Genomic DNA, 24,213 nt, shown 5'->3' with positions numbered 1-24,213 from the left:
TGTAATATCCCTAACTTTTTAAAAACATAATGTTAAGAAAACTTTTTCGAAGACTTGAAAGTATTATTGCTTTGGCTCAATCAATATTGACGCCAAAGCAATTTATTTTTTTATCAAGCGTTCTCGTTGGTATTTCCTGCGCACTTGCTGTAATTGTTTTAAAAACATTTGCTCATAGTGTTTTCTCCTTTGCAACTTACATCAACGGAATTTTGAAATTGAGTTTCATCAACAGTATTTTGCCTATAATTGGTATTTTATTAACTGTTTTTGTCATTAAAAAAGTACTGAACGGAACAATTCAAAAAGGAACATCCCAAATTTTATATGCCGTTGCAAAAAAAGCAAGTATAATTCCGAAAAAGCAAATGTATGCCCAAATCGTTACCAGCTCACTTACGGTAGGATTAGGAGGTTCTGCGGGTTTAGAAAGTCCAATTGTAATTACCGGAGCTGCTTTTGGATCTAATTATGCTCAAAATTATAAATTAGCCTACAAAGACAGAACTTTACTTATTGGTTGTGGCGTTGCTGCAGGAATATCTGCTGCTTTTAATGCCCCAATTGCCGGTGTACTTTTTGCCATTGAAGTTTTATTGGTAGATGTAAGCATTTCTGCCTTTACTCCTATTATGATTTCTGCGGCTACCGGCGCTTTGGTTTCTGCTATTCTTCTGGATGAAACTATTTTATTGTCTTTCAAAAAGCAAGAAGCTTTTAATTATCATAATATTCCGTTTTATATTCTATTGGGAATATTAACCGGATTTATAGCCGTTTACTATGCCCGAAATTTTCAAAGGGTTGAGCATTATTTTTCTAATTTAAAAGTAGGCCCTTATAAAAAAGCATTAATTGGTTCTTCATTACTGGCATTACTTATCTTTATATTTCCAACACTTTTTGGAGAGGGATATGAAAGCATTAAAACACTATCTGAAAGTGATCCCGGAAAATTATTAGACAATACATTATTTGCAGATTTCAGAAATAACCAATGGGTTTTGCTGCTTTTTGTTGGATGCACAATGATGGTAAAAGTATTTGCTTCCGGATTAACGCTTGGAAGTGGTGGAAACGGAGGTAATTTTGCCCCATCCTTATTTTTAGGATCTTATCTGGGTTATTTTTTCTCTAAATTTATAAGTCTTATTGGTTTATCAAAACTACCCATCAGCAATTTTACCATGGTGGGAATGGCGGGTATTTTGAGCGGATTATTTCATGCGCCTCTAACAGCGATTTTCTTAATTGCCGAAATTACTGGTGGTTACAGCCTGATGATTCCGCTTATGATAGTTTCATCAATAAGTTTCGCAATCTCTAAACGTTTTGAGAAATATTCTCTTGATGTAAAAGGTCTGGCTAAAAAAGGTCACGCTTTTACAAGCAATAAAGATTCTAATATTTTATCTACTTTAGATATTGATACGATTATACAATGTGATTATTTAACTGTTCATCCGGATGAAAACCTGAGTAAATTAGTTGATTTAATTTCGCATTCAAACCAAGTGGTTTTTGCTGTTGTAAACAATGAAAAAGAACTAGTTGGAGTCGTGCATTTTAATGATATCAGAGAAATAATCTTTAATAATTATCGTGTCAAATACACTTTGATCAAAGATGTTATGAAAACGCCTGCCGCAACAATTTCATCTGATGACAGCATGGAAATTGTAATGAGCAAATTCGAAAAATCAAAATCAGCATTTCTTCCGGTTATACGTAATGATAAATATTTTGGCTTTATCTCAAAATCTATAGCACTTGAAGCCTATAGAACCAAATTGCGTTCCATGACAATTGAATAAGCTTAATATCGGATAAGTTAAAAAAATACAATATCCGATAATAAGAAGTACCTTTGTGGTATTATGTGGAATATAGACTTAAGATATAGAGAAGAATTTCAATCAACATTTGATCGATTGTATCAAAAAAGGCTTGATTTGCAAAACAGCAGACCATTGCCCAATATCGCCCTGCACAAAATCCGCGAAAGTTTATCGCTTGAATGGACCTACAATTCAAACAGCATTGAAGGAAATACCATGAGCCTGCGTGAAACCCAAATGGTCATTCAGGAAGGTATGACCATAAAAGGAAAATCGCTTCGGGAGCATTTTGAAACCCACAATCACGATAAAGCAATTGATTATTTATACTCGATTGTAAATGATAATTACAACCTGCGAAGTATTGACATTCTTTCGATACACGGATTGGTTTTACGTTCTATCGAAGATGATTTTGCAGGACGTTTAAGAAATGGCGGAGTTCGTATCTCAGGAGCTAATTTTATGCCTCCAAACGCTAATAAAGTTTCTGATTATCTGGATGAATTAATTGATTTTGTCAATACAAATCCGTTAGGATTAAATGACATTGAACTGGCTACAATTTATCATCATAAATTAGTCTGGATTCATCCTTTTTTTGATGGAAATGGACGTACCGTTCGTTTAAGCATGAACTTAATACTGATGCGTTGTGGTTTTCCGCCAGCTATTATCTTAAAAAATGACAGAAAAAAATATTATGAAGCTTTAAATCAAGCAAATAATGGCAATTATCAAAAATTAATACTCCTGATGTGCCAGGCACTTGAAAGAACACTTAATATTTATTTGAGCGCAATGCCGGGAAGCAGCTATGACTATCAGCCAATAATAAACATAGTGAGCGGGCCTGAAACCCCTTATGGCCAGGAATACGTGAGTTTATTAGCCAGAACCGGAAAAATTGACGCTTATAAAGAAGGCCGAAACTGGTATACAACCAAAGAAGCGATTGAAGAATATATTGCAACCAGAAAAAGAAAACGCTAGTTTAGGCTAGCGTAATTTTGTTACTAATTGTAACATAAAGTTTTGTAGTCTAGTACTAAAAGAACAAATCAAAGTGGTAACTTTGCGTTTTGCTCAAAATTATGTTAGAAAAAGACAATACTATTGAAGTTCTTGGTGCAAGAGTTCATAATCTAAAAAATATAGACATTTCTATTCCGCGTGAAAAACTGGTAGTTATTACCGGTTTATCGGGTTCGGGAAAATCCTCTTTGGCATTTGATACCATTTATGCTGAAGGACAACGTCGCTATGTAGAAACTTTTTCGGCTTATGCCAGACAGTTTCTGGGTGGCTTAGAACGTCCTGATGTGGATAAAATCGACGGGCTTTCGCCAGTAATTGCGATCGAACAAAAAACAACCAGCAAAAGTCCGCGTTCTACTGTTGGAACAATTACAGAAATATACGATTTCCTGAGACTTCTTTATGCGCGTGGTGCTGATGCTTACAGCTACAACACAGGCGAAAAAATGGTTTCATATTCTGATGAACAAATTAAAGATTTGATTATCGAGGATTTTAAAGGAAAGCGCATCAATATTCTGGCTCCAATTATCAGAGCGAGAAAAGGTCATTATGCTGAGTTATTCCAGCAAATTACCAAACAAGGTTTCCTTAAAGTTCGTGTAAATGGTGAAGTGCAGGATTTAGTTACAGGAATGAAACTGGACCGTTACAAAACCCATGATATCGAAATTGTAGTCGACAGAATGTTGATTGAAGATACTGAAGAAAATCAAAAACGATTATCAGAAAGTATCAATACTGCCATGCATCATGGCGAAAATGTTCTCATGATTTTAGATCAGGATACCAATGAAGTCCGTTTTTTCAGTAGAAACTTAATGTGCCCTTCAACCGGAATATCATATCAGAACCCTGAACCTAATTTATTTTCGTTTAACTCTCCAAAAGGAGCTTGTCCGCATTGTAACGGATTGGGAACTGTACACGAAATAAATGTGAAAAAAATTATTCCAAATCCTAAATTATCAATTAAAGGTGGTGGTTTTGCTCCGCTTGGTGAATATAAATCATCATGGATTTTTAAACAATTAGAAGTTATTGGAGAAAAATTCAACTTTAAGATAACAGATCCAATCGAGAAGATTCCTGAAGAAGCGATGAACATGATTTTACATGGTGGAAAAGATAAATTCACTGTAAACTCAAAAGATTTAGGCGTAACACGAGATTATAAAATAGATTTTGAAGGAATTTCACATTTCATAAAAAATCAATATGATGAAAGTGCCTCAACAACTATAAAACGTTGGGCAAAAGACTTCATGGATGAAGTAAATTGTCCGGTTTGTGATGGTTCACGCTTAAAGAAAGAAGCTTTATTCTTCAAAATCAACAGCAAAAATATTGTTGAATTGTGTGATATGGATATCTCTGATTTAACAATCTGGTTTCAGGACTTAAATAAACATTTATCAGACAAACAGCTTTTGATTGCTTCAGAAGTAGTTAAGGAAATCAAAGACCGTTTGAACTTTTTGATGAATGTTGGTTTAAATTATTTGGCTTTAAGCCGAAGTTCAAAATCACTTTCAGGTGGTGAAGCACAGCGTATCCGTCTAGCCACACAAATTGGTTCACAACTGGTTGGTGTTTTATATATTCTGGATGAACCAAGTATTGGTTTACACCAACGAGACAACGAAAAACTGATTCATTCCTTAGAGCAATTACGTGACATCGGGAACTCTGTTATTGTGGTAGAACACGATAAAGATATGATTGAACGTGCAGATTATGTAATTGATATTGGACCAAAAGCTGGAAAATACGGAGGAGAAATCATTAGTATTGGAACTCCGGCAGAAACTTTAAAATCAGACACTATTACTGCTCAGTATCTTAATGGTAAAATGAAATTAGAGATTCCGAAAGAACGTCGTAAAGGAAACGGAAAGTTCTTAAAACTAACCGGAGCTACAGGAAACAACCTTAAAAATGTTTCTATCGAATTGCCTTTAGGTCAATTGATTTGCGTTACCGGAGTTTCAGGAAGTGGAAAATCGACTTTGATCAATGAGACACTCTACCCTATTTTGAATGCGTATTATTTTAATGGTGTAAAAAAACCACAACCTTATAAAAAAATTGAAGGTCTTGAACATATCGATAAAGTAATTGACATTGACCAAAGTCCGATTGGGAGAACACCACGTTCGAATCCAGCGACTTATACAGAGGTTTTTACCGAAATCAGAAACCTGTTTACCATGACTTCAGAAAGTATGATTCGTGGTTATAAAGCAGGACGTTTTAGCTTTAATGTAAAAGGAGGGCGTTGCGAAACCTGTGAAGGTTCAGGAGTCAGAACTATTGAAATGAACTTTCTTCCAGACGTTTATGTAGAATGTGAAACCTGTCAGGGAAAACGTTTCAACAGAGAAACATTAGAGATTCGATACAAAGGAAAATCTATTTCAGACGTATTGAATATGACAGTTGATGAAGCTGTTCCGTTTTTTGAAAATATCCCGAAAATCTATAGAAAAGTAAAAACAATTCAGGATGTTGGTTTAGGTTACATTACACTTGGTCAACAAAGTACAACTCTATCTGGTGGTGAAGCGCAACGTATAAAACTTGCCGGAGAATTATCTAAAAAAGATACCGGAAATACTTTTTACATTCTTGACGAACCTACAACGGGATTGCATTTTGAAGATATTCGTGTTCTAATGGATGTAATAAATAAATTGGTCGATAAAGGAAATACAATCCTGGTTATTGAACACAATATGGATGTTATAAAACTTGCCGATTATATTATAGATATTGGTCCTGAAGGCGGAAAAGGCGGCGGGCAATTGATTGCCAAAGGAACTCCTGAAGAAGTGGCAAAAAATAAAAAAAGCTATACAGCTAAGTTTTTGAAAAAAGAATTGGAATAGAAAGCCATTGGTACTAATACCTTTGTCACAGTTTTAAACTTTGGCAAAGGTATTTCTATCTCAATCTTTTCTAATGTGTCAAATAACCATATTTAATCAGATCAGTTTTAGAATTGATCTGGATTTTATTACCATTCACTATCAAAAATATCTTATCCGCAATCTGCATTACATCTTCATAATAATGATCGGTTAAAATAATTCCCTTAGTTTGTTTCAAAGTATTTAAAAAGTCTTTTATTATTTCAACAAAAAGTGGCTCAACCATTGAGAATGGTTCATCTAATAGCAAAAATTTATGATTTAAATTACCTAGTAGAATAATCTCAAAATATCTTCTCTCCCCCATGGATAATTGTCCAATTTTACGATTCTGTATATTATTAATCCTAGGAGCATAAAATATTTTATCTTGTTTTTCCCCATTATTAAAATACATTGATATTATTTCTGAAACTTTAAATTGTTTAGGTAAGAAATTTTCTTGTGGTAAATAACCAATTCGATTATCTAAGACAACATTGTTTTCTTTTAGTAATTCTCCATTTATCATTAATTCTAAAGTATCTGGTTTTAATGATCCGTATATTAGTTTTAAAAGAGTTGATTTACCACTACCATTTCTTCCAAAGATTACAGTGGTTTCTCCAGTGCAGAATTGAAATGATAAATTTTTTAAAACTTGTTTATTCTTGAAAGATTTATTCAAATTTTTAATTTCTAAAATATTCATTTTAATAGATTATAAATTATGAGAACAATAATCGATATAAAAACATTTAAAAAGAAAACTGTCAAGTTCAATTTCTTTTTAGTAAAGCCTAAATTGTGATAAAAGTAATATTCATTATTATAAAAATATTTAAAACTAAAAATACCTAAAATCGTTCCTATGCTTGAAAAAATGATTGGTATATAAAAGAAATTAAAAAATAACAAACCTAAAACGAGAGAATAAATTAGGTTAAAAAAATTGACGTCACAATAATATTTAAGCACAATTCGTATCATCTATTTTACACGATTTAATATATACACTTGACTCATTGATGATTCTTGTGATGAGAATTTATCAGGATGACCTTTATAAATATGATTAAACATTTCAATTTTTATCTTATCTGAATCTATAAATTCTAATAATCCAAATATTTCAACTTGCACTCCATCTTTTTCACCTAACATATCAATCCATATAGGGTTCTTACCATTATCTAAAGTAAAATTAAAAAAAGGAGAAGTGTTTTCTCCCTGAAATAAAATTGCAATATTATCAGATTTAAATTCTATAGCACTTATATTTGCTTCTCTTTCAACATTATTCCATCTGCCAAAAATGTCTTGATTTTGCGAATAAACATTATATTGACTTAGAATAATGAACAATAAATAAATTACTTTTTTCATTTATATTTATAAATCTTAGTTATAATTAAAAATACAGCTACAAATAAATTGTAGCTGTATAACTTATACTATTTTGTTTCAACTGGTTGACAATGACCTCCCATTAACCAGCAGACAAATCCTGCAAAATCTGTATAAAATATTTCAACATCAGCTTCTTTAGTAATAGTATTTTCAACACTACTTTCTTCTAATGACATTTCAACATTCTGAATTGATTTTAAAATAGATTTCTTTTCTTTTGTACCTGCAAATGAAACACTTACAAATGCCATAACTAATATGACTGAATAAATTTTTTTTTTCATTTTAATAAATTTTAAATTAATTAATTGTTCAAAAAAATCGCGAATTTTTATAGTACAAATATTACAATTATTAACCTTAAAATAAATGTGAATATAAGAAAAATTATGTGAATTATCTTAAAAATCGAAGTAACAACCTACAAATATTAAATATTTTTATAATTTAGTCATGAACTATACAATTATAAAATATGTTAAAATATAAATTGAAAGCAAAAAGAAAGGAAAAGAAAATATCTCAGGTACAATTTGCTGAACTTTTATTTATGGATCAATCACAATATAATAGACGAGAGCAGGGCCATATAAAAATTTCTGATGCAGAATGGATAAAAATGGCCAAATTATTACAAGTATCTGTAGACGAAATTTATGAAAGTGATATAGAAAATTATCAGACAGATAATAAAAATGAAGAAAATAAATTTAAAAATACAATTGAGATTATAATTAAAATTTCGATTAAAGAGGCACAAGAATTATCTAATAAATTAATATACTTATTAAAAAATAACACTACTAAATGAATGATCTTAATATAAAAGCCAAGTTGTAATCTATAAAAGATCATTAATAATGATTATAAATTTTATGAAAAAAAAATCAATAAAATTTATAATCAACTGATAGCGAAACATTAAATAAACAAAATAATTATAAATATTACATTTAAATTAATAAATCCCCATTTCTGTAACAAATCTCAAAAAAAGAACTAATTTAGTACGCCCTTTTTGCCAAAGTTTTGATTTTGACAAATAGCAGGATAAAAATCTATGAATCTAAAAGATAAATTCGATAGCGTAGACCAATATTTTTCACCTAAAATAATTGATGAAGTAAATGATCAATACATTAAAGTGGCTAAAATAAAAGGTCAGGAAGTGCCGTGGCATAATCATGAGAATGAAGATGAGTTATTTTACATTGTCGACGGTGAACTTTTAATGGAAATTGAAAACAAACCATCATTCACCATGAAAAAGGGTGATTTATTTGTTGTCAAAAAAGGTATAAATCACAGGGTTTCATCGGTTGAAGAATGTTCAATAATGCTGATTGAATCTAAAACTACAGAACATACCGGAAAAGTTAAAAGCAACATTACGAAATCAATTGAAGAACAAACGTATTAAATAAAGAATTCTTCCTTTTATAAACTAATGCTTCAATTGAAAACTGCTGCCCTAGCCCTGATGGGAGCGGCATCTCCCGATTAGAAAAACAAGGCTTTTTAGCTGTAGTTTTTGTTTATCGGGAATATAACGGACAGCAGGATTAAGCTCCTACCTCCGAGTACACACAGGATGAGAATAACAAAAACGACACAGCTAGAAATAAAAAATATAAATAATTAAAATACCTAAAATGAGATTAGAAGATTTTGATAATGATGAGGATAAAGTAATTCAGGATCGTTTGAAACAAAAAACGTGGAATGAAATTAGAACAAACGATAGCTGGGCGATTTTTAAAATCATGGCCGAATTTGTAAACGGTTATGAAAGCATGGGACGTATTGGTCCGTGTGTATCTATTTTTGGATCGGCGAGAACAAAACCAGATGATAAATACTATTTATTGGCAGAAAAAATTGCTTACAAAATCAGTAAAGCTGGTTACGGTGTGATCACAGGAGGTGGTCCCGGAATCATGGAAGCTGGTAATAAAGGTGCACATTTAGGCGGTGGAATTTCTGTTGGTTTAAACATCGAATTGCCTTTTGAACAACACTTTAATCCTTATATCGATCACGATAAAAACCTGAATTTCGATTATTTCTTTGTGAGAAAAGTAATGTTCGTAAAATATTCACAAGGTTTTGTGGTGATGCCGGGAGGTTTTGGAACTTTAGACGAAATGTTTGAGGCGATTACATTGATTCAGACTAAAAAAATTGGAAAATTCCCTATTATATTGGTGGGTGTTGAATTCTGGTCTGGCCTAATCGAATGGGTAAAAACAGTTTTGGTTGAAAAAATGCAAACAGTAAGTCCGGAAGATTTAAACTTATTTAAAATCGTAGATACTGAAGATGAAGTTGTTGATGTATTAGATAAATTCTACAAGAAATATGATTTAAGTCCAAATTTCTAAAAATACATAAAACCAGAAAAGCGATAAGCAAATTTAAATTGGAGTTAAGTATACTTTAAAATAATATAACCTTCTATCTATTTCATGGTTAAATACGTTAAGTATTACAAAAAATTAAAGCTGTTTTTTAAAACAGCTTTTTTTATGCTATTTTTACAGCAAACCAAAACAACTTTAGATTCGTACCTTACATTATACCGTTAATTATCCAAAGCAATCATTGAAAATACTTTATAAAATTATATTCTTCGTTTTTGTCTTAATGAGTTCATTAAAACAATATGCGCAACATCAGTCTAAGATGGAAGTGGCGGTCAATCTTGAACTCAAAACACTGAATGTCAAACAGGATATAACCTATTACAATACTTCTAACGATTCTTTGGTTTGGATTGTTTTAAATGATTGGAATAATGCATTCTCTGACAAAAATACGCCGTTAGCGAAAAGATTTTCTGATGAGTTTTATAGAGGTTTTCACTTAGCGAAAGCTGCAGAAAGAGGAAATACAACGATATTGAATCTGACTGATTCAGATTATAGCGCACTTGAATGGGAAAGAACCACAAAAAACCCTGATCTTGTTGTGGTAAAACTGAACAGAAAATTAGCTCCGGGCGAAAAAATTAATTTGCATTTAACTTATATTTCTAAAATTCCAAGTGATAAATTTACGCGTTATGGTTTTGATCAGAATGGCGGAATGAACCTTAAAAATTGGTTTTTGAGTCCTGCACGTTTTGAGAATGATCATTTTACACAATCTAACAACTTTAATTTAGATGATATTGCGAATGCAAGTACTGATTATGAAGTGAGTATCAGCATTCCTACTGTATATTCGATTACTACTGATTTGAATTTAGTTTCGAAGCAAGAAACTGACCCTTCTTTTATTACCTATTCTTTTACAGGTAACAACAGAACCGATTTCAATTTTTTCATCGAAAAGCAAAATAGTTTTAGAAGTTATGAAAATGGTTCTTTAGAAGTACTTACAAATCTTAAAAATAAAAAGATAAGCGAAATTCAAAAAGCAATTATCATTAATCATGTGGTGAGTTTTGCGAGTGCTTTTATTGGTAAATATCCGCATAAAAAAATCACGGTTTCTCAAACTGATTATGATAGGAATCCGTTTTATGGATTGAATCAATTGCCTTCTTTTATCAGTCCGTTTTCTGATGATTTTATCTTCGAAATCACTTTTTTAAAAACGTATCTGAATAATTATTTGAAAAATAGTTTGCGATTAGATCCCAGAAAAGATAATTGGGTTTATGACGGAATCCAGATTTATGCCATGATGAAATACATGGAGGAAAACCATCAGGATCAAAAAATGCTTGGAAGACTTTCAAACATGAAAATCTTTAAAAGTTACAACATAACCAATCTTACTTTTAATGAGCAATACAGCTATTATTATATGCTGATGGCCAGAAAAAACCTTGATCAGCCACTAGGAGATTCAAAAAATACTTTAATAAAATTCAACGAACAAATTGCCAGTAAATATCGTGCAGGTTTAAGTCTGAGTTATTTAGACGATTATCTGGATCATAATATTGTTCCTGAAAGTGTACAGGAATTTTATACCCTGAATAAAACTGAACAGACAAATCGTTATAATTTTGAAAAAATATTAACGAAAAACAGTTCAAAAAATATCGATTGGTTTTTTAATACCATTATAGATTCCAGAGAAATAATTGATTATAAATTTTCGAATGTTTCGAGAACAAAAGACAGCGTTCAATTTTCAGTAAAAAGCAAAACGAATGTCTACGCTCCTATTCCGGTTTATGGTCTTAAGAAAAAAGAAATTGTTTTTAAAAAGTGGATTGAGCCTAAAAACACGGATTCAATTTATGAATTCGACCGAAAAAGCGCGGATAAAATTGTTTTGAACTACGATAATGAAGTTCCTGAATATAACTTGAGAAACAACTGGAAATCATTAAAAAGTCTGGCAATAACCAATCGTCCTGTTAAGTTTAATTTTGCAAAAGATCTTGAGGATCCGTATTACAACCAGATTTTATACATTCCTACTTTAACTTATAATTATTATGATGGTTTTACGCCGGGAGTACGTTTTCACAATAAAACTATTCTTGACAAACCATTTACGTTCGACATTAATCCTGCCTATTCTCTAAAAGCAGGAACAATTTCTGGTTCATCTGCTTTTGTATGGAATGAATATTATAGAAACAGTACGCTTTATAATGTGCGATATTCTATTAGTCAAAATTATTTTCACTACGCCCCGGATGCTACTTATTTAAGATTAAACCCAATGGTTCAGTTTAAAATTAGGGAAGAAAATTTCAGGGACAATCGAAAACAATTTTTTATGTTTCGCCAGGTAATTGTAAATCGTGAAGCAAGTGAATATATAACGGATAACTCAAAACCAAATTATTCTGTGTTTAATGCACGATATTCGAATACTAAAACAGAATTAATTGATCACTTTAATTTCATGACTGATCTTCAGTTTGGTGGAAATTTTGGGAAAATTGCCGGAGAAATTGAATATCGCAGATTATTTGAAAACAATCATAAACTAAATGCAAGATTATATGCAGGAAGCTTTTTGTATAACACAACAAATTCAGATTATTTTAGTTTTGGTTTAGACCGTCCAACGGATTATATGTTTGATTATAATTTTTACGGACGATCAGAAAGCACCGGTTTTTTTAGTCAGCAATATATCATGGCTGAAGGCGGCTTTAAATCAAAACTGGAACCAGCATATGCCAATCAATGGATGACAACATTAAATGCCAGTTATTCGATCTGGAACTGGATTGAGGTTTATGGCGATATTGGTTTTTTGAAAAACAAACATCAAGCAGAGAACTTTGTATATGATAGCGGTATCAGATTAAATCTGGTTCCCGATTATTTCGAACTTTACTTCCCGGTCTATTCTAATAATGGATGGGAAATTTCTCAAAATAAGTACAACGAAAAAATACGATTTGTGATCACTTTATCACCAAAAACATTACTCAATCTTTTTACTAGAAAATGGTTTTAATTGAATAAATTTTAAAGAAAAACATACATTATTATCAGTTAATTACATTTTTACATAAAAATAACTCAAAAAATATACGTAGTTTTTTGATTTTAAATACATATAATTAAATTATATTTATTTTAAAGAATTATGATTATTGATTGTTTTTAAGTAATTTTGCAGTCTAACATGACCACTAAAGATTATGATAAAAGAAAAAAGCAATACTACATTAACATTTGAAGATTTCAAAACTGAGGTATTGAATGACTACAAAATTGCAGTAACTAGCCGTGAATGTAGCCTTTTAGGTCGTAAAGAAGTGTTAACAGGAAAAGCCAAATTTGGAATATTTGGTGACGGAAAAGAGGTGCCGCAGCTTGCTATGGCAAAGGCTTTTAAAAACGGGGATTTCCGTTCCGGATACTATCGCGATCAGACTTTTATGATGGCGATTGGTGAACTTACTCCTAAACAATTTTTCGCAGGTTTATACGGTCATACTGATTTAGAATACGATCCAATGTCTGCCGGAAGACAAATGGGCGGACATTTTGTAACGCACAGTTTAAACGAAGACGGATCCTGGAAAGACTTAACAAAACAAAAAAATTCAAGCGCAGATATATCGCCTACAGCAGGACAAATGCCAAGATTATTGGGATTAGCCCAGGCTTCTAAAATTTACAGAAATGTTGACGGAATTACCATTAAAGATAAGTTTTCTGTAAACGGAAATGAAGTTGCATGGGGAACTATAGGAAACGCAAGCACATCTGAAGGTTTATTTTTTGAAACCATAAATGCTGCCGGAGTTCTGCAAGTACCAATGGTAATGAGTGTTTGGGATGATGAATACGGAATATCTGTTCACGCCAGACATCAAACCACTAAAGAAAATATTTCTGAAATCCTAAAAGGATACCAACGTGATGAAGATGCAAACGGGTATGAAATTTTCAGAGTAAGAGGCTGGGATTATGCAGAGTTGGTTTCAACTTACGAAAGAGCCGCAGCAGTTGCCCGCGAGCAGCACGTTCCGGTTTTAATTCACGTAAACGAATTGACACAACCACAAGGTCACTCGACTTCAGGTTCTCATGAGCGTTACAAAAATGGAGAAAGACTGGCTTGGGAAAGAGATTTTGATTGTATTCGTCAGATGCGTTTATGGATGATCGCCATCAATATAGCATCGCCTGAAGAATTGGCTGAAATTGATGCCGAATTGAAAAAAGAAGTTCTTGAAGCCAAAAAAGAAGCCTGGAACTCTTTTATCAACCCAATTATAGAAGATCAAAAAAATCTTTTGGTTTTATTAGAGCAAATTTCAAGTGCGAGTATCAACCATAAAGATAAAATTCAAAAATATATTTCTGAATTAAGCGCTATAAAATCTCCTCTAAAAAAGGAAATGCTGGTAATCGCCAGAAAAATATTGCGTTTTATCGAAGTCCCAAACAGCAAAGTTTTATTATCTAATTGGATTACCAATTATATCGAAATTACGCAGCCAAGATTCAGCAGTAACTTACATTCAGATTCAGATCTAAATGTTTTTTCAGTAGAAAAAGTACTTCCTGAATATGCTGATAATGCAAAAGCTGATTTAGATGGCCGAATGATTTTGCGTGATAACTTTGACGCTTTATTTACCAAATATCCTGAAACACTAATTTTTGGTGAAGATGTTGGTAATATTGGTGATGTAAACCAAGGTCTTGAAGGCATGCAGGAAAAATACGGTGAACTTCGTGTTGCCGATGTTGGGATTCGTGAAGCTACTATTATTGGTCAGGGAATTGGAATGGCTTTAAGAGGTTTACGTCCAATTGCTGAGATTCAGTATTTAGATTATTTACTATATGCGATTCAAATCATGAGCGATGATTTGGCAACATTGCAATACAGAACTGTTGGGAAACAAAAAGCACCGTTAATCATCAGAACCCGCGGACATCGTCTTGAAGGTATCTGGCATTCAGGTTCTCCAATGGGAATGATTATTAATGCCGTTCGTGGTATTCACGTTCTCGTACCAAGAAACATGACACAAGCAGCAGGTTTTTATAATGCTCTTTTAGAGACTGACGAACCGGCTTTAGTAATCGAATGTTTAAATGGTTACCGTTTAAAAGAAAAAACACCTTTGAATTTTGGTGAATTCAAAACACCAATTGGTGTGGTTGAAACCCTGAAAGAAGGTTCAGATATTACATTGGTTTCTTACGGATCAACTTTAAGATTAGTTGAACAAGCTGCAAATGAATTACTTGAATTAGGAATTGATTGTGAAGTAATCGATATTCAGTCTTTGCTTCCTTTTGATGTTAATAAGGATATTGTAAAAAGTATCGCTAAAACAAATCGTCTTTTAGTAATCGACGAAGATGTTCCTGGTGGAGCTTCGGCTTTTATTTTGCAACAAATCCTGGAGGAACAAAATGCTTACATCCATTTAGACAGTAAACCGCAAACTCTTGCTGCAAAAGCACACAGACCAGCTTACGGAACTGATGGTGATTATTTCTCTAAACCTTCTGCCGAAGATATCTTTGAGAAAGTTTACAGTATGATGAATGAAGTAAATCCTTCTAAATTTCCTGGTTTGTACTAAAAATTTAGATTGATTTTAGAACATAAAAAAGCTTGTAAACAATTGTTTACAAGCTTTTTATTTTTACGCAAATTACGTTATTGAGAAGAACGAAGCAACCACACTATCAAAATATGACGTGATAAAGCAAGTGAGATTGCTTCGTTAGTCGAAATGACAAAAATCCGCGCTTTAGCGATAGTGAATCTATTTCATCCGCGTGCCATTATACGCAAACTAAGCTTTCAAAATAGCTCTCGCTTTTTCTAAATCTTCTGCAGTATCAATCCCAATACCTACATGTGTAGTTTCGACCATTTTGATGCGTTTTCCGAATTCTAAATAACGAAGCTGTTCTAATTTTTCAGAAGCTTCTAAAGATTTCATCGGAAGGCTATAAAAATCTAATAAAGCCTGTTTTCTAAAAGCATAAATTCCAATGTGCTGAAAATAACGCACACCAACATCTTTATCTCTTGGATACGGTATCACAGAACGGGAAAAATACAAAGCAAACTGTGATTGATCGACAACCACTTTTACATTATTTGGGTTATTAATTTCGTCTTCATCTGTAATCTCGCGCATTAGTGAAGCCAAATCAATCTTGCGATCTTCATCATTCTTAAAAACTGATAAAACCTGCTCTAAAGGTCCTGCTTCAGTAAAAGGTTCATCACCTTGTACATTTACTACAATATCAACATCTAGGCCCATAACAGCTTCGGCAATACGATCGCTGCCTGATTCGTGTTCTTTTATACTCATAATGGCTTTTCCGCCATTAGAAACAATTTCATCGAATATCAAATCTGAATCTGTTACTACAAACACATCCTCAAACAAATTAGTAGAAACTGCCGCTTCATAAGTTCTTAGAATTACTGTTTTCCCTCCTAAATCCTGCATCAGTTTTGCAGGAAAACGTGTAGAAGCATATCGTGCCGGAATTACCGCTATTATTTTCATTTTAACTCTGTTTTTAAGTAAAACAAATGTAACTATTCAAAATTAAGTTTGAAAGAATTTACATTACCAATGGGTTTTGGCTCTTTTTAATACACCAATTTCATTTTTCTCTTTTTTTAATGACCTTTTTATAAACATCTGTTAAATTACAATTTGATGTTTCTAATTTATCAATTTAATTACAAATTGTAAGATTTTTTTTAAGTAATTTTATCTGAATTTTAATACAATATACTCGTAACAAATTGTAATTAAGATTATTACAAACACCCCACTCTAACTTAAATTTAAATACCATGAAACACAAAATTAAAATCACTGACCATGACAAAAATGATTCGTTTATAAATGGATCATACAATCAGGAAACAAATGTTGTACAGCTTATTGAACAAATCGCAGCACTTTATCCTGAAAATAATGCGATAATTGATGGTTCACAAAAGATTACTTATCAAAATCTTAATGAAAAAGCAAATCAGCTAGCGCGTTATTTAAAGGATAATAATATCAAATCAAAGAGCAATGTAGGCGTTTGTATTCCGCAATCCTTAAACAGAATTATTGCATTTTTAGCTATTTTAAAAACCGGTGCTTCTTATTTACCCATTGATGGTGATTTACCACAAGCCAGAATAAATATGATGATTTCTGATTCGGAAATTGACCTAATGCTTACAATAGATACTTTATTGGATAAAATCAAAAGTGATCATACTATTTTCACTGCGATAGATTTATTGATCGAAACTGACTCATTTAAAGCATTATCAGATAAAAACATTCTAACTCCCATTTTGCCTGATAATCCGGCATACATAATTTATACTTCCGGGAGCACAGGAATACCAAAAGGAGTCATTATTGGACATCAGTCGTTTTCTAACTTTGTACAATTTCAAGCTTCTTTTTTGAATTTATCTACTGAAAACAAAACCCTTCAATTTGCATCTCCTAGTTTTGATGCCGCAATAATAGACATCTGGGCACCATTAATCAAGGGTGCTACGATTTATTTATATCCAAATAATAAAATTGTTGGAGAACCTCTTTTAGACTTTATCATAGATAATAATATTGATACTGTTCCTTTACTGCCTCCTATGGTTTTGGCCTCACTTCCTCATAACAGAACAATTGGAAATCTTAAAACAATAGCAATTGGCGGTGAAGCATGTAGTGAAAACACTGTAAAAAACTGGTATAAAAAAATTCGATTAATTAACAGTTACGGACCAACAGAAGCAACTGTTGCGGTTACTAATTATGAGTTTAAAACCGAAGTAAACCCAAGAATTATTGGAACAGCAATACCTTTTGCCAATTTATTAGTTTTAGATGAAAATTTAAATCCCTCAGACAAAGGTGTTATTGGAGAACTTTATATTGGCGGCGATCAATTGGCACTTGGCTATCTAAATCGTCCGGCAGATACTAAAAATGTATTTATACAAACTCCTAAATGGCTTTTAGAATTAGTAAATCATAAAAATACACTCTATAAAACGGGAGATATGGTTTTAATACGAGAAGATGGGAATCTGGAATTTTACGGACGAAAAGATGATCAGGTCAAAATAAGAGGTTACAGAATCGAACTGGCAGAAATTGAGCATCATATTTCAAAACTTCCTCAAATTTCGCAAGCAGCATTAAAAGTTCAGAAAAAAGAAAATGGTCTGCCTGTTTTAGTTGCTTTCATTCAATTGCATACGGCAAAAGATGATGAAGCAAAATCTTTACAAAATATAAGGGCAAAGCTGCAGCAAATAATGCCTGCGTATATGTTACCCGATAAATATATCGTAATAGACAAAATGCCATTGACACATGCCGGAAAAATCGATAAGTCTATATTGGAAGTTCCCGAAAATCAAACCAAAAACAATTCAGTTCCTAAATGGAAAGATGATAATCTGAAAGAAATCGTAAAACACATCTGGAAAGATTTATTATCCCTAAATGTCATACAAGATAATGCTGATTTTTTTGAACTTGGCGGTCATTCGTTATTACTCGCCCAACTTCATATCAATCTTCCGGAGCCAATTCGAAACCGCATCAGCCTGCCGGAACTTTATATTTTTACAACCGTTTCGTCATTTGTAAAAGAGGTTGAAAAACGGATGCTCGAAACAGAAGTTTCTCAAAAAAAGAAAGCCGAGGAAATGGCTAATGAATTAATAAATGATGCTGAACTGCATATTGATTTTACAGTGAATGAAGTTCCTGATCCGGTAATTTTAAAAAATCCTAATTCCATTTTTTTGACTGGTGTAACAGGTTTTGTAGGATCACATTTATTAGAAGAACTTTTACTTCATACCAATGCAAAAATTTATTGCTTAGTACGTGCTGAATCTCAGGAAGATGGATTAGAGCGAATTAAAGAAACTTTTTCTAAATTTAAACTTCCATGGCTCTCTGATAATCATGATCGTGTGATTGCTATGATTGGCGATTTGTCATTGCCTCTTTTTGGGATGACTACAGAAAATTACTTATTTATCACAGAAAACATTGAAGTTATTTACCATTCCGGAAGCTCCGTAAGTTATGTACAGCCATATCCTTTAATAAAAAAATCTAATATTGATGGTTTGCACAATGTTATTGATCTTGCTGTTACCAAAAAAATAAAATATCTGGTTTTGCTGTCATCAATGGGAGTTTTTAGTTGGGGAAGACCTTTTACAAAAAAAACATGGATGTATGAAGATGATTCCATAGATCAAAATATGGATGCCGTATCGCGTGATTTAGGATACATAAAAACCAAATGGGTAATGGAAAGCATTGCTGAAAAAGCAAAAAATAAAGGTCTGCCTATTATAAATTTCAGATTAGGATTTGCCGTTTGTCACAGCACTTCTGGCGCTACAGTTATGAATCAATGGTGGGGAGCATTAATAAGAAGTTGTGTACAGCTTAAATCATTTCCGCTTGTTATGGGGCTAAAAGATGAATTAACAACAGTAGATTATATGTGTAAAGCGATTACGCATATCAGTAAAAAAAAGGAAGCCGTGGGACTCAATTTCCATCTTTCTCCTTTGGCTGAAAATGATGTTTCCCTGACTGATTTTTGCTCAAAAATGAATGAATATTATAATGTAGATTTAGAAGGGATGGAATATCATCAATGGCTTAATCAATGGAAGTATGATACCAATTTACCTATTTATCCATTACTCAGCTTGTTTACCGAAGATGTACATGAAGGCAAATCACTGGTAGAAGCTTATGAAAATACCTATTATTACGATCGAAGCAATACAAAACGTTTTTTAGCCGATTCTAATTTGATTCCGCCTGTATTTGATAAAAACCTGATGACGCCTTACTTAGAATTTATGGGCGTTTTTGAAGAGGTGAAACAGTAAAAAATAAGGGATAATATCAAAAATATTATCCCTTATTTTTTATAATTATTAGCTGAAACTTGAGTAAATCTTTATAAAAAAATTGTCACGCAAAGATTCTCAAAAGTTAAGTTATTATTACATAATTTTTACAGAAGTCATACTCAAAGAACCGGCCAATAGTTTGTCATTGAATATGCTAAGCTCTTCTGATTTTTCTTTTAATCCTAAAGTATACAACAAAGGCAAATAATGATCCGGTGTTGGAATTGCCAATTGAATCGCTTTATTCATTTTTTCGAAATCAATTAAAGGCTGGAAATTTCCGTCTAACAAATAATTATTAACGGTTTCACGGGCTTCAATTGCCCAATCAAAACCATAATTATCTTTGTCAAAATTTCTAAAATCAACTAAACGTAAATTATGAACAATGTTTCCGCTTCCTATAATCAGAACGCCTTTATGACGCAAAGACTGAAGTTTCTGTGCCAATTCAAAATGATATTGACCTGATTTTGTATAATCGATACTCAGCTGAATTACCGGAACATTCGCTTCCGGATACAAATGTTTGATTACACTCCAGGCACCATGATCCAATCCCCAATGTTCGTCTAAATCTACAGCAACTGGTTCTAATATTTTTTTAGTTTCTAAAGCTAATTCCGGGCTTCCTTTTGCAGGATACTGCACATCAAAAAGGGCTTGCGGAAAACCTCCAAAATCGTGGATTGTCCTTGGCATTTGCATCGAAGTCACTTTGGTTCCGTTTGTAAACCAATGTGCTGATACACACAAAATCGCATTGGGTTGCGGCAATGTTTTAGCCAGATTTCGAAAACCAGCCACAAACTGATTTTCTTCAATGGCATTCATAGGGCTGCCGTGTCCTAAAAACAAAACCGGCATTTTATCTGTATTCGAAAACGTAGACGAAATCGAATGTAAATCGTTTAGTGTTGTCATTGTTGTTGTTTTTTCGCCACGAATTTCACGAATTACACTAATTTTCTGAACTCAAAAATAATTCGTGAAATTCGTGGCAACTAATCATTCTTCAAAACTCTCGTCTTTAAATCCTATCAAATATAACTTATTTTTGGCACGTGTCATCGCTGTGTAAAGCCATCTGATATAATCTCGATCGATTCCGTTTGGTAAATACGGCTGTTCGATAAAAACAGTATTCCACTGCCCTCCCTGCGATTTATGACAGGTAATTGCATAAGAGAATTTCACTTGTAAACCGTTAAAATATTCATTCTCTTTTACTTTCTGGAACTTTTTGTATTTCGTTGTTTCATTTTCATAATCTTTCATCACTTCTTCATACAAACGATTTGATTCTTCATAAGTCAAAGATGGAGATTCACTTTTGATGGTATCTAAAAGCAAGACGGTTTCAAAAGGTTTCTGGTCCGGATAATCGACCATTCTGATTTTTACTTTTGCAAAATTAAAACCATATAATTCTTTGATCCCAAAAAGTTCTAAAACCTCGATAATATCTCCGTTGGCAATAAATCCTGCTTCATCCGTTTCTTTAAGCCAGAAATAATTATTCTTTACCACCATCAGGAAATCCCCAACAGAAAGTTCACTTTCCTTAAACAAAATCCTCGTCCTGATTTGTTCATTGTATTGATTTGCTCTTTTATTCGAACGAACAATAAAAGCAGTATCTTCAATACTATAATTGCTGTATGCGGAGTTTATGGCATCCTGAATATCATATCCATCTGTAAGGCGAACAATATCCTTGAACTTTTTTACATTAAATTTAAACTCTGTTATAAAAGAATCCTTAAGTAATTCACGCAATTCTGTTGCATTGTACAAAATCCCTGAACTTTCTTCCTGACGCATTACTTCATCAAGTTCGATATGCTCTATTTCTTTATCATAATGAACGCCAAGAGTCTGAATATCCAAAGCCGGACTTATATCTAAATTTACGGGCGGCAACTGGGCTGTATCTCCTAAAAGTATCATTTTGCAATTAGTTCCTGAATATACATACGAAATCAAATCGTCTAAAAGAGATCCGTTATCATACAGTTTAGAATCAGAATTACTGTCTGAAATCATCGAAGCTTCATCGACGATGAAAATAGTATTTTTATGCTTATTTAGTTGTCTGGTAAATGCTACGCCCCCGCCAGCCGATTTTTTGGGGAAATATATTTTTTTATGAATGGTAAAAGCAGGTGTATTCGAATAATTAGCAATCACTTTTGCGGCACGACCTGTTGGTGCCAGCAAAACAAACTTTTTATTTATATCTCCCAAATTGTTTACAATTGTAGAGATTACGGTTGTTTTTCCGGTTCCTGCATATCCTTTCAGCACAAATATGGTATCGTTATGTGTATCTGTTAAGAAAATAGCGATTTTTTGAAAAAAAATATCTTGTTTATATGTTGGAGCAAAAGGAAATCGTTTTTGTAAAACGCCGTAAAACAATGATGAATTCATAAGATAAATTTGAGTTGCAAAGTTCGGCTTTTTTAATGGCAATTTCAATTAATCTTTTCGACCATATAAGTGATATTAGTTCGTATTATTCTGGAAACAATACAAAAGATTTGAAGTAACAATCAAATAGACTAAGGTTTATTTTAAATGTCAAATTCAATTATAACTTCTTTCACCATATAAGTAATGTAAGCAGTTTTATATTTATTGCACTCAATTAACAGGAACTTATATTACTTACATTTTTCAGAAAAATAATACAAATGTAACATGTTGCTAACTTTAGTTTGAAATTGTTTTTCGAAATTGCATTTGTAATTGTTCCTTTTTAATTTGTAAGTTTGTAATCGCCTTAAATTCTTTCTTGTAAAACAGGTAACGAATTGTAAATCAATATGTCATTGCAAAATATTAACATCACCTCCAAAAATTACAAAAAGCTTTCTATTCAGGTTTCATTGAATGGATTTTCATTTTGTTGTTTTGATACTCTAAATAATACGATTACAGCATTTAATGAAGTCAACTTTGATACTACACAAAAAACATCAAAGATTGAAGATTTATATAGCGCTGCTTTTAAAAATCATCCGGAATTAAAAGATACTTACGACGAAATATTAGTTATTCATAATAATAATCTTTCGACTTTTGTACCTACAGCTTTATTCGACGAAAATTTCTTAGGAAGCTATTTACAATATACCACAAAAGTTTTTGAAACTGATTTTTTTACTTTCGATCAGATTTCAAATTATGAAATGCATTCGGTTTATATTCCGTATATCAATATCAACAATTTTTTAATTGACAATGTTGGATCATTTGATTACAAACATGTCAACAGTATTTTGGTCGAAAAACTTCTTGAAAGTTCAAAAAATAACGACCAGAAAAAAATGGTAGTAAATTTCAATCCGGATCATTTTGAAATTATTGTGGTACAAAATCAAAAGTTGTTATTATTCAATTCATTTGAATATCAAACTCCTGAAGATTTTCTTTATTACATACTTTTTACCGCCGAGCAACTGAGTTTAAATCCGGAAAGCTTTCCACTGGAACTTTTAGGGACTATACATCAAAACGATGCATTTTATGCCATTGCATATAAATACATTCGTCATATATCCTTTTTGGATGTAAGCACATTACAACAAAAAAACAGCTTTTCAACTGCACAGAATCAAAAACATTATATCTTATTTCAATCATGAGAATCATTTCAGGAAAACACAAAGGACGCCGCATTTCTCCGCCAAAAAACCTCCCTGTAAGACCTACGACCGACATGAGTAAAGAAGCATTATTTAATGTTTTGAACAATCATTTTAGTTTTGACGGCTTAAAGGTTTTAGATTTATTTGCAGGAACAGGGAATATCAGTTTTGAATTCGCTTCACGCGGAAGCGCTCCAATAACATCTGTTGATGGAGATTTTGGATGCGTAAAATTCATTAAACAAGTTTCATCAGAATACGATTTTGAAATTGCAGCAACTAAAAGTGATGTTTATAAATTTTTAGAAAACTGCAAAACTTCCTACGATATTATTTTTGCTGATCCTCCTTACGGATTAGATCAGACTGCATTTGAAAAAATTGTTCTCACGGTTTTCGAAAGAGAATTGCTTCACGAAGACGGAATGATGATTATCGAACACTCAAAATATACTAAAATGGAGCATTTGAGTAATTTCTCTTTTCAGAAAAGTTATGGAGGTTCCTTTTTTAGTTTCTTCGAATTAAACTCTACTGATGACGACGAAGAACTTACAATTGATTTATCCGGCAAAGCTACAGAAGAAGACGAAGGATAATCTTTGATTTTAAAAACATAAAAATCCCCTTGAAATTCAAGGGGATTTTTTGTTTATAACCATTCCTAAATGATTTCAAGTTAAAATTACTGCAAATGATATAAGTTTTAAAATCAATTGTATAACGTTTTACTTAAAATGCATAATACATTTGTAATGAAACATTTAAAAACCAAACATCATGAACCTAAAAAGATTTTTCGGAGGATTATTAACCATCCTCGGAATAGTTGGTTTGATTTACACAGCAGTTATATTTGCAGGTACTTCAGGCGAAACGAGAGACATTAAATCATTAATTATTTACGGTATACTGGGTATTGTATTTTTTATGTCCGGCATAAGTTTAGTTCGCGCTACAAAAGACGAAGCCTAAATT

Annotated in this window: 18 protein-coding genes; 12 read left to right on the top strand and 6 right to left on the bottom strand. The window is 32.3% G+C overall.

Annotated features, from left to right (window positions below; all coding sequences use genetic code 11):
- Positions 1–29: 29 nt before the first annotated feature.
- The 3 genes from RC62_RS15165 (at position 30) to uvrA (ending at position 5,764) form a co-directional block, all read left to right on the top strand.
- The gene (locus tag RC62_RS15165) at positions 30–1,814 is read left to right on the top strand and encodes a chloride channel protein (protein WP_055096637.1); all 1,785 of its coding nucleotides are present in this window, start codon (positions 30–32) and stop codon (positions 1,812–1,814) included.
- A 63-nt stretch (positions 1,815–1,877) separates the two neighbouring features.
- Entirely contained in the window at positions 1,878–2,831 is a 954-nt protein-coding gene (locus RC62_RS15160) for a Fic family protein (RefSeq protein ID WP_055096635.1), read from the top strand.
- 101 nt (positions 2,832–2,932) lie between these two features.
- A complete protein-coding gene (gene uvrA / locus RC62_RS15155) occupies positions 2,933–5,764 on the top strand; it encodes an excinuclease ABC subunit UvrA (RefSeq protein ID WP_055096633.1) in 2,832 nt (943 codons plus the stop codon).
- A 70-nt stretch (positions 5,765–5,834) separates the two neighbouring features.
- Here the strand turns inward: uvrA and RC62_RS15150 are convergent, their stop codons facing one another.
- The 3 genes from RC62_RS15150 to RC62_RS15140 all read right to left on the bottom strand — a co-directional run bounded on the left by RC62_RS15150 (position 5,835) and on the right by RC62_RS15140 (position 7,479).
- A complete protein-coding gene (locus tag RC62_RS15150) occupies positions 5,835–6,497 on the bottom strand; it encodes an ABC transporter ATP-binding protein (RefSeq protein WP_055096631.1) in 663 nt (220 codons plus the stop codon).
- Positions 6,498–6,775: 278 nt separating this feature from the next.
- A complete protein-coding gene (locus RC62_RS15145; RefSeq protein ID WP_055096629.1) occupies positions 6,776–7,171 on the bottom strand; it encodes a hypothetical protein in 396 nt (131 codons plus the stop codon).
- 68 nt (positions 7,172–7,239) lie between these two features.
- Positions 7,240–7,479 carry a hypothetical protein gene (locus tag RC62_RS15140; protein ID WP_055096627.1) on the bottom strand — a complete coding sequence of 80 codons (240 nt, stop codon included), beginning with the start codon at positions 7,477–7,479 and terminating at the stop codon, positions 7,240–7,242.
- A 191-nt stretch (positions 7,480–7,670) separates the two neighbouring features.
- Here RC62_RS15140 and RC62_RS15135 point away from each other — a divergent pair, with 191 nt between their 5' ends.
- The 5 genes from RC62_RS15135 (at position 7,671) to RC62_RS15115 (ending at position 15,227) form a co-directional block, all read left to right on the top strand.
- Complete coding sequence (locus RC62_RS15135; protein ID WP_055096625.1) at positions 7,671–8,006, top strand: helix-turn-helix domain-containing protein; 336 nt, start codon at positions 7,671–7,673, stop codon at positions 8,004–8,006.
- A gap of 249 nt (positions 8,007–8,255) precedes the next feature.
- Entirely contained in the window at positions 8,256–8,615 is a 360-nt protein-coding gene (locus RC62_RS15130) for a cupin domain-containing protein (protein ID WP_055096622.1), read from the top strand.
- 232 nt (positions 8,616–8,847) lie between these two features.
- Complete coding sequence (locus RC62_RS15125; protein WP_055096620.1) at positions 8,848–9,576, top strand: TIGR00730 family Rossman fold protein; 729 nt, start codon at positions 8,848–8,850, stop codon at positions 9,574–9,576.
- Positions 9,577–9,877: 301 nt separating this feature from the next.
- Positions 9,878–12,628, top strand: coding sequence for a hypothetical protein (locus tag RC62_RS15120; protein ID WP_055096752.1), 2,751 nt, complete (start codon positions 9,878–9,880; stop codon positions 12,626–12,628).
- A 187-nt stretch (positions 12,629–12,815) separates the two neighbouring features.
- Complete coding sequence (locus RC62_RS15115; protein ID WP_055096617.1) at positions 12,816–15,227, top strand: thiamine pyrophosphate-dependent enzyme; 2,412 nt, start codon at positions 12,816–12,818, stop codon at positions 15,225–15,227.
- Between the two features lie 216 nt (positions 15,228–15,443).
- Here RC62_RS15115 and kdsB read toward each other — a convergent pair whose 3' ends face one another.
- Positions 15,444–16,175, bottom strand: coding sequence for a 3-deoxy-manno-octulosonate cytidylyltransferase (kdsB, locus tag RC62_RS15110; RefSeq protein WP_055096615.1), 732 nt, complete (start codon positions 16,173–16,175; stop codon positions 15,444–15,446).
- 296 nt (positions 16,176–16,471) lie between these two features.
- On the opposite strand from kdsB, the gene RC62_RS15105 reads away from it, so the two are divergent.
- Positions 16,472–19,558 carry an amino acid adenylation domain-containing protein gene (locus RC62_RS15105; protein WP_055096613.1) on the top strand — a complete coding sequence of 1,029 codons (3,087 nt, stop codon included), beginning with the start codon at positions 16,472–16,474 and terminating at the stop codon, positions 19,556–19,558.
- A 117-nt stretch (positions 19,559–19,675) separates the two neighbouring features.
- Here the strand turns inward: RC62_RS15105 and ygiD are convergent, their stop codons facing one another.
- The gene (ygiD, locus tag RC62_RS15100) at positions 19,676–20,506 is read right to left on the bottom strand and encodes a 4,5-DOPA dioxygenase extradiol (protein WP_055096610.1); all 831 of its coding nucleotides are present in this window, start codon (positions 20,504–20,506) and stop codon (positions 19,676–19,678) included.
- 84 nt (positions 20,507–20,590) lie between these two features.
- A complete protein-coding gene (locus RC62_RS15095) occupies positions 20,591–22,015 on the bottom strand; it encodes an ATP-dependent RecD-like DNA helicase (protein ID WP_055096607.1) in 1,425 nt (474 codons plus the stop codon).
- Positions 22,016–22,410: 395 nt separating this feature from the next.
- On the opposite strand from RC62_RS15095, the gene RC62_RS15090 reads away from it, so the two are divergent.
- From RC62_RS15090 to RC62_RS15080, 3 genes are all read left to right on the top strand, one after another.
- Positions 22,411–23,232, top strand: a complete 822-nt coding sequence (locus RC62_RS15090) for a DUF3822 family protein (protein WP_055096605.1) — start codon at positions 22,411–22,413, stop codon at positions 23,230–23,232.
- Positions 23,229–23,834, top strand: a complete 606-nt coding sequence (locus RC62_RS15085; protein WP_055096603.1) for an RsmD family RNA methyltransferase — start codon at positions 23,229–23,231, stop codon at positions 23,832–23,834. The genes RC62_RS15090 and RC62_RS15085 overlap by 4 nt, the downstream gene beginning before the upstream one ends.
- Before the next feature lie 181 nt (positions 23,835–24,015).
- Complete coding sequence (locus tag RC62_RS15080) at positions 24,016–24,210, top strand: hypothetical protein (RefSeq protein WP_055096600.1); 195 nt, start codon at positions 24,016–24,018, stop codon at positions 24,208–24,210.
- Positions 24,211–24,213 lie beyond the last annotated feature (3 nt).

The organism is Flavobacterium aquidurense, assembly GCF_001404985.1.
GTDB lineage: Bacteria > Bacteroidota > Bacteroidia > Flavobacteriales > Flavobacteriaceae > Flavobacterium > Flavobacterium aquidurense_B.
Note: the sequence above shows the minus strand (reverse complement) of the source record. Positions and strands in the feature narration are given on the sequence as shown.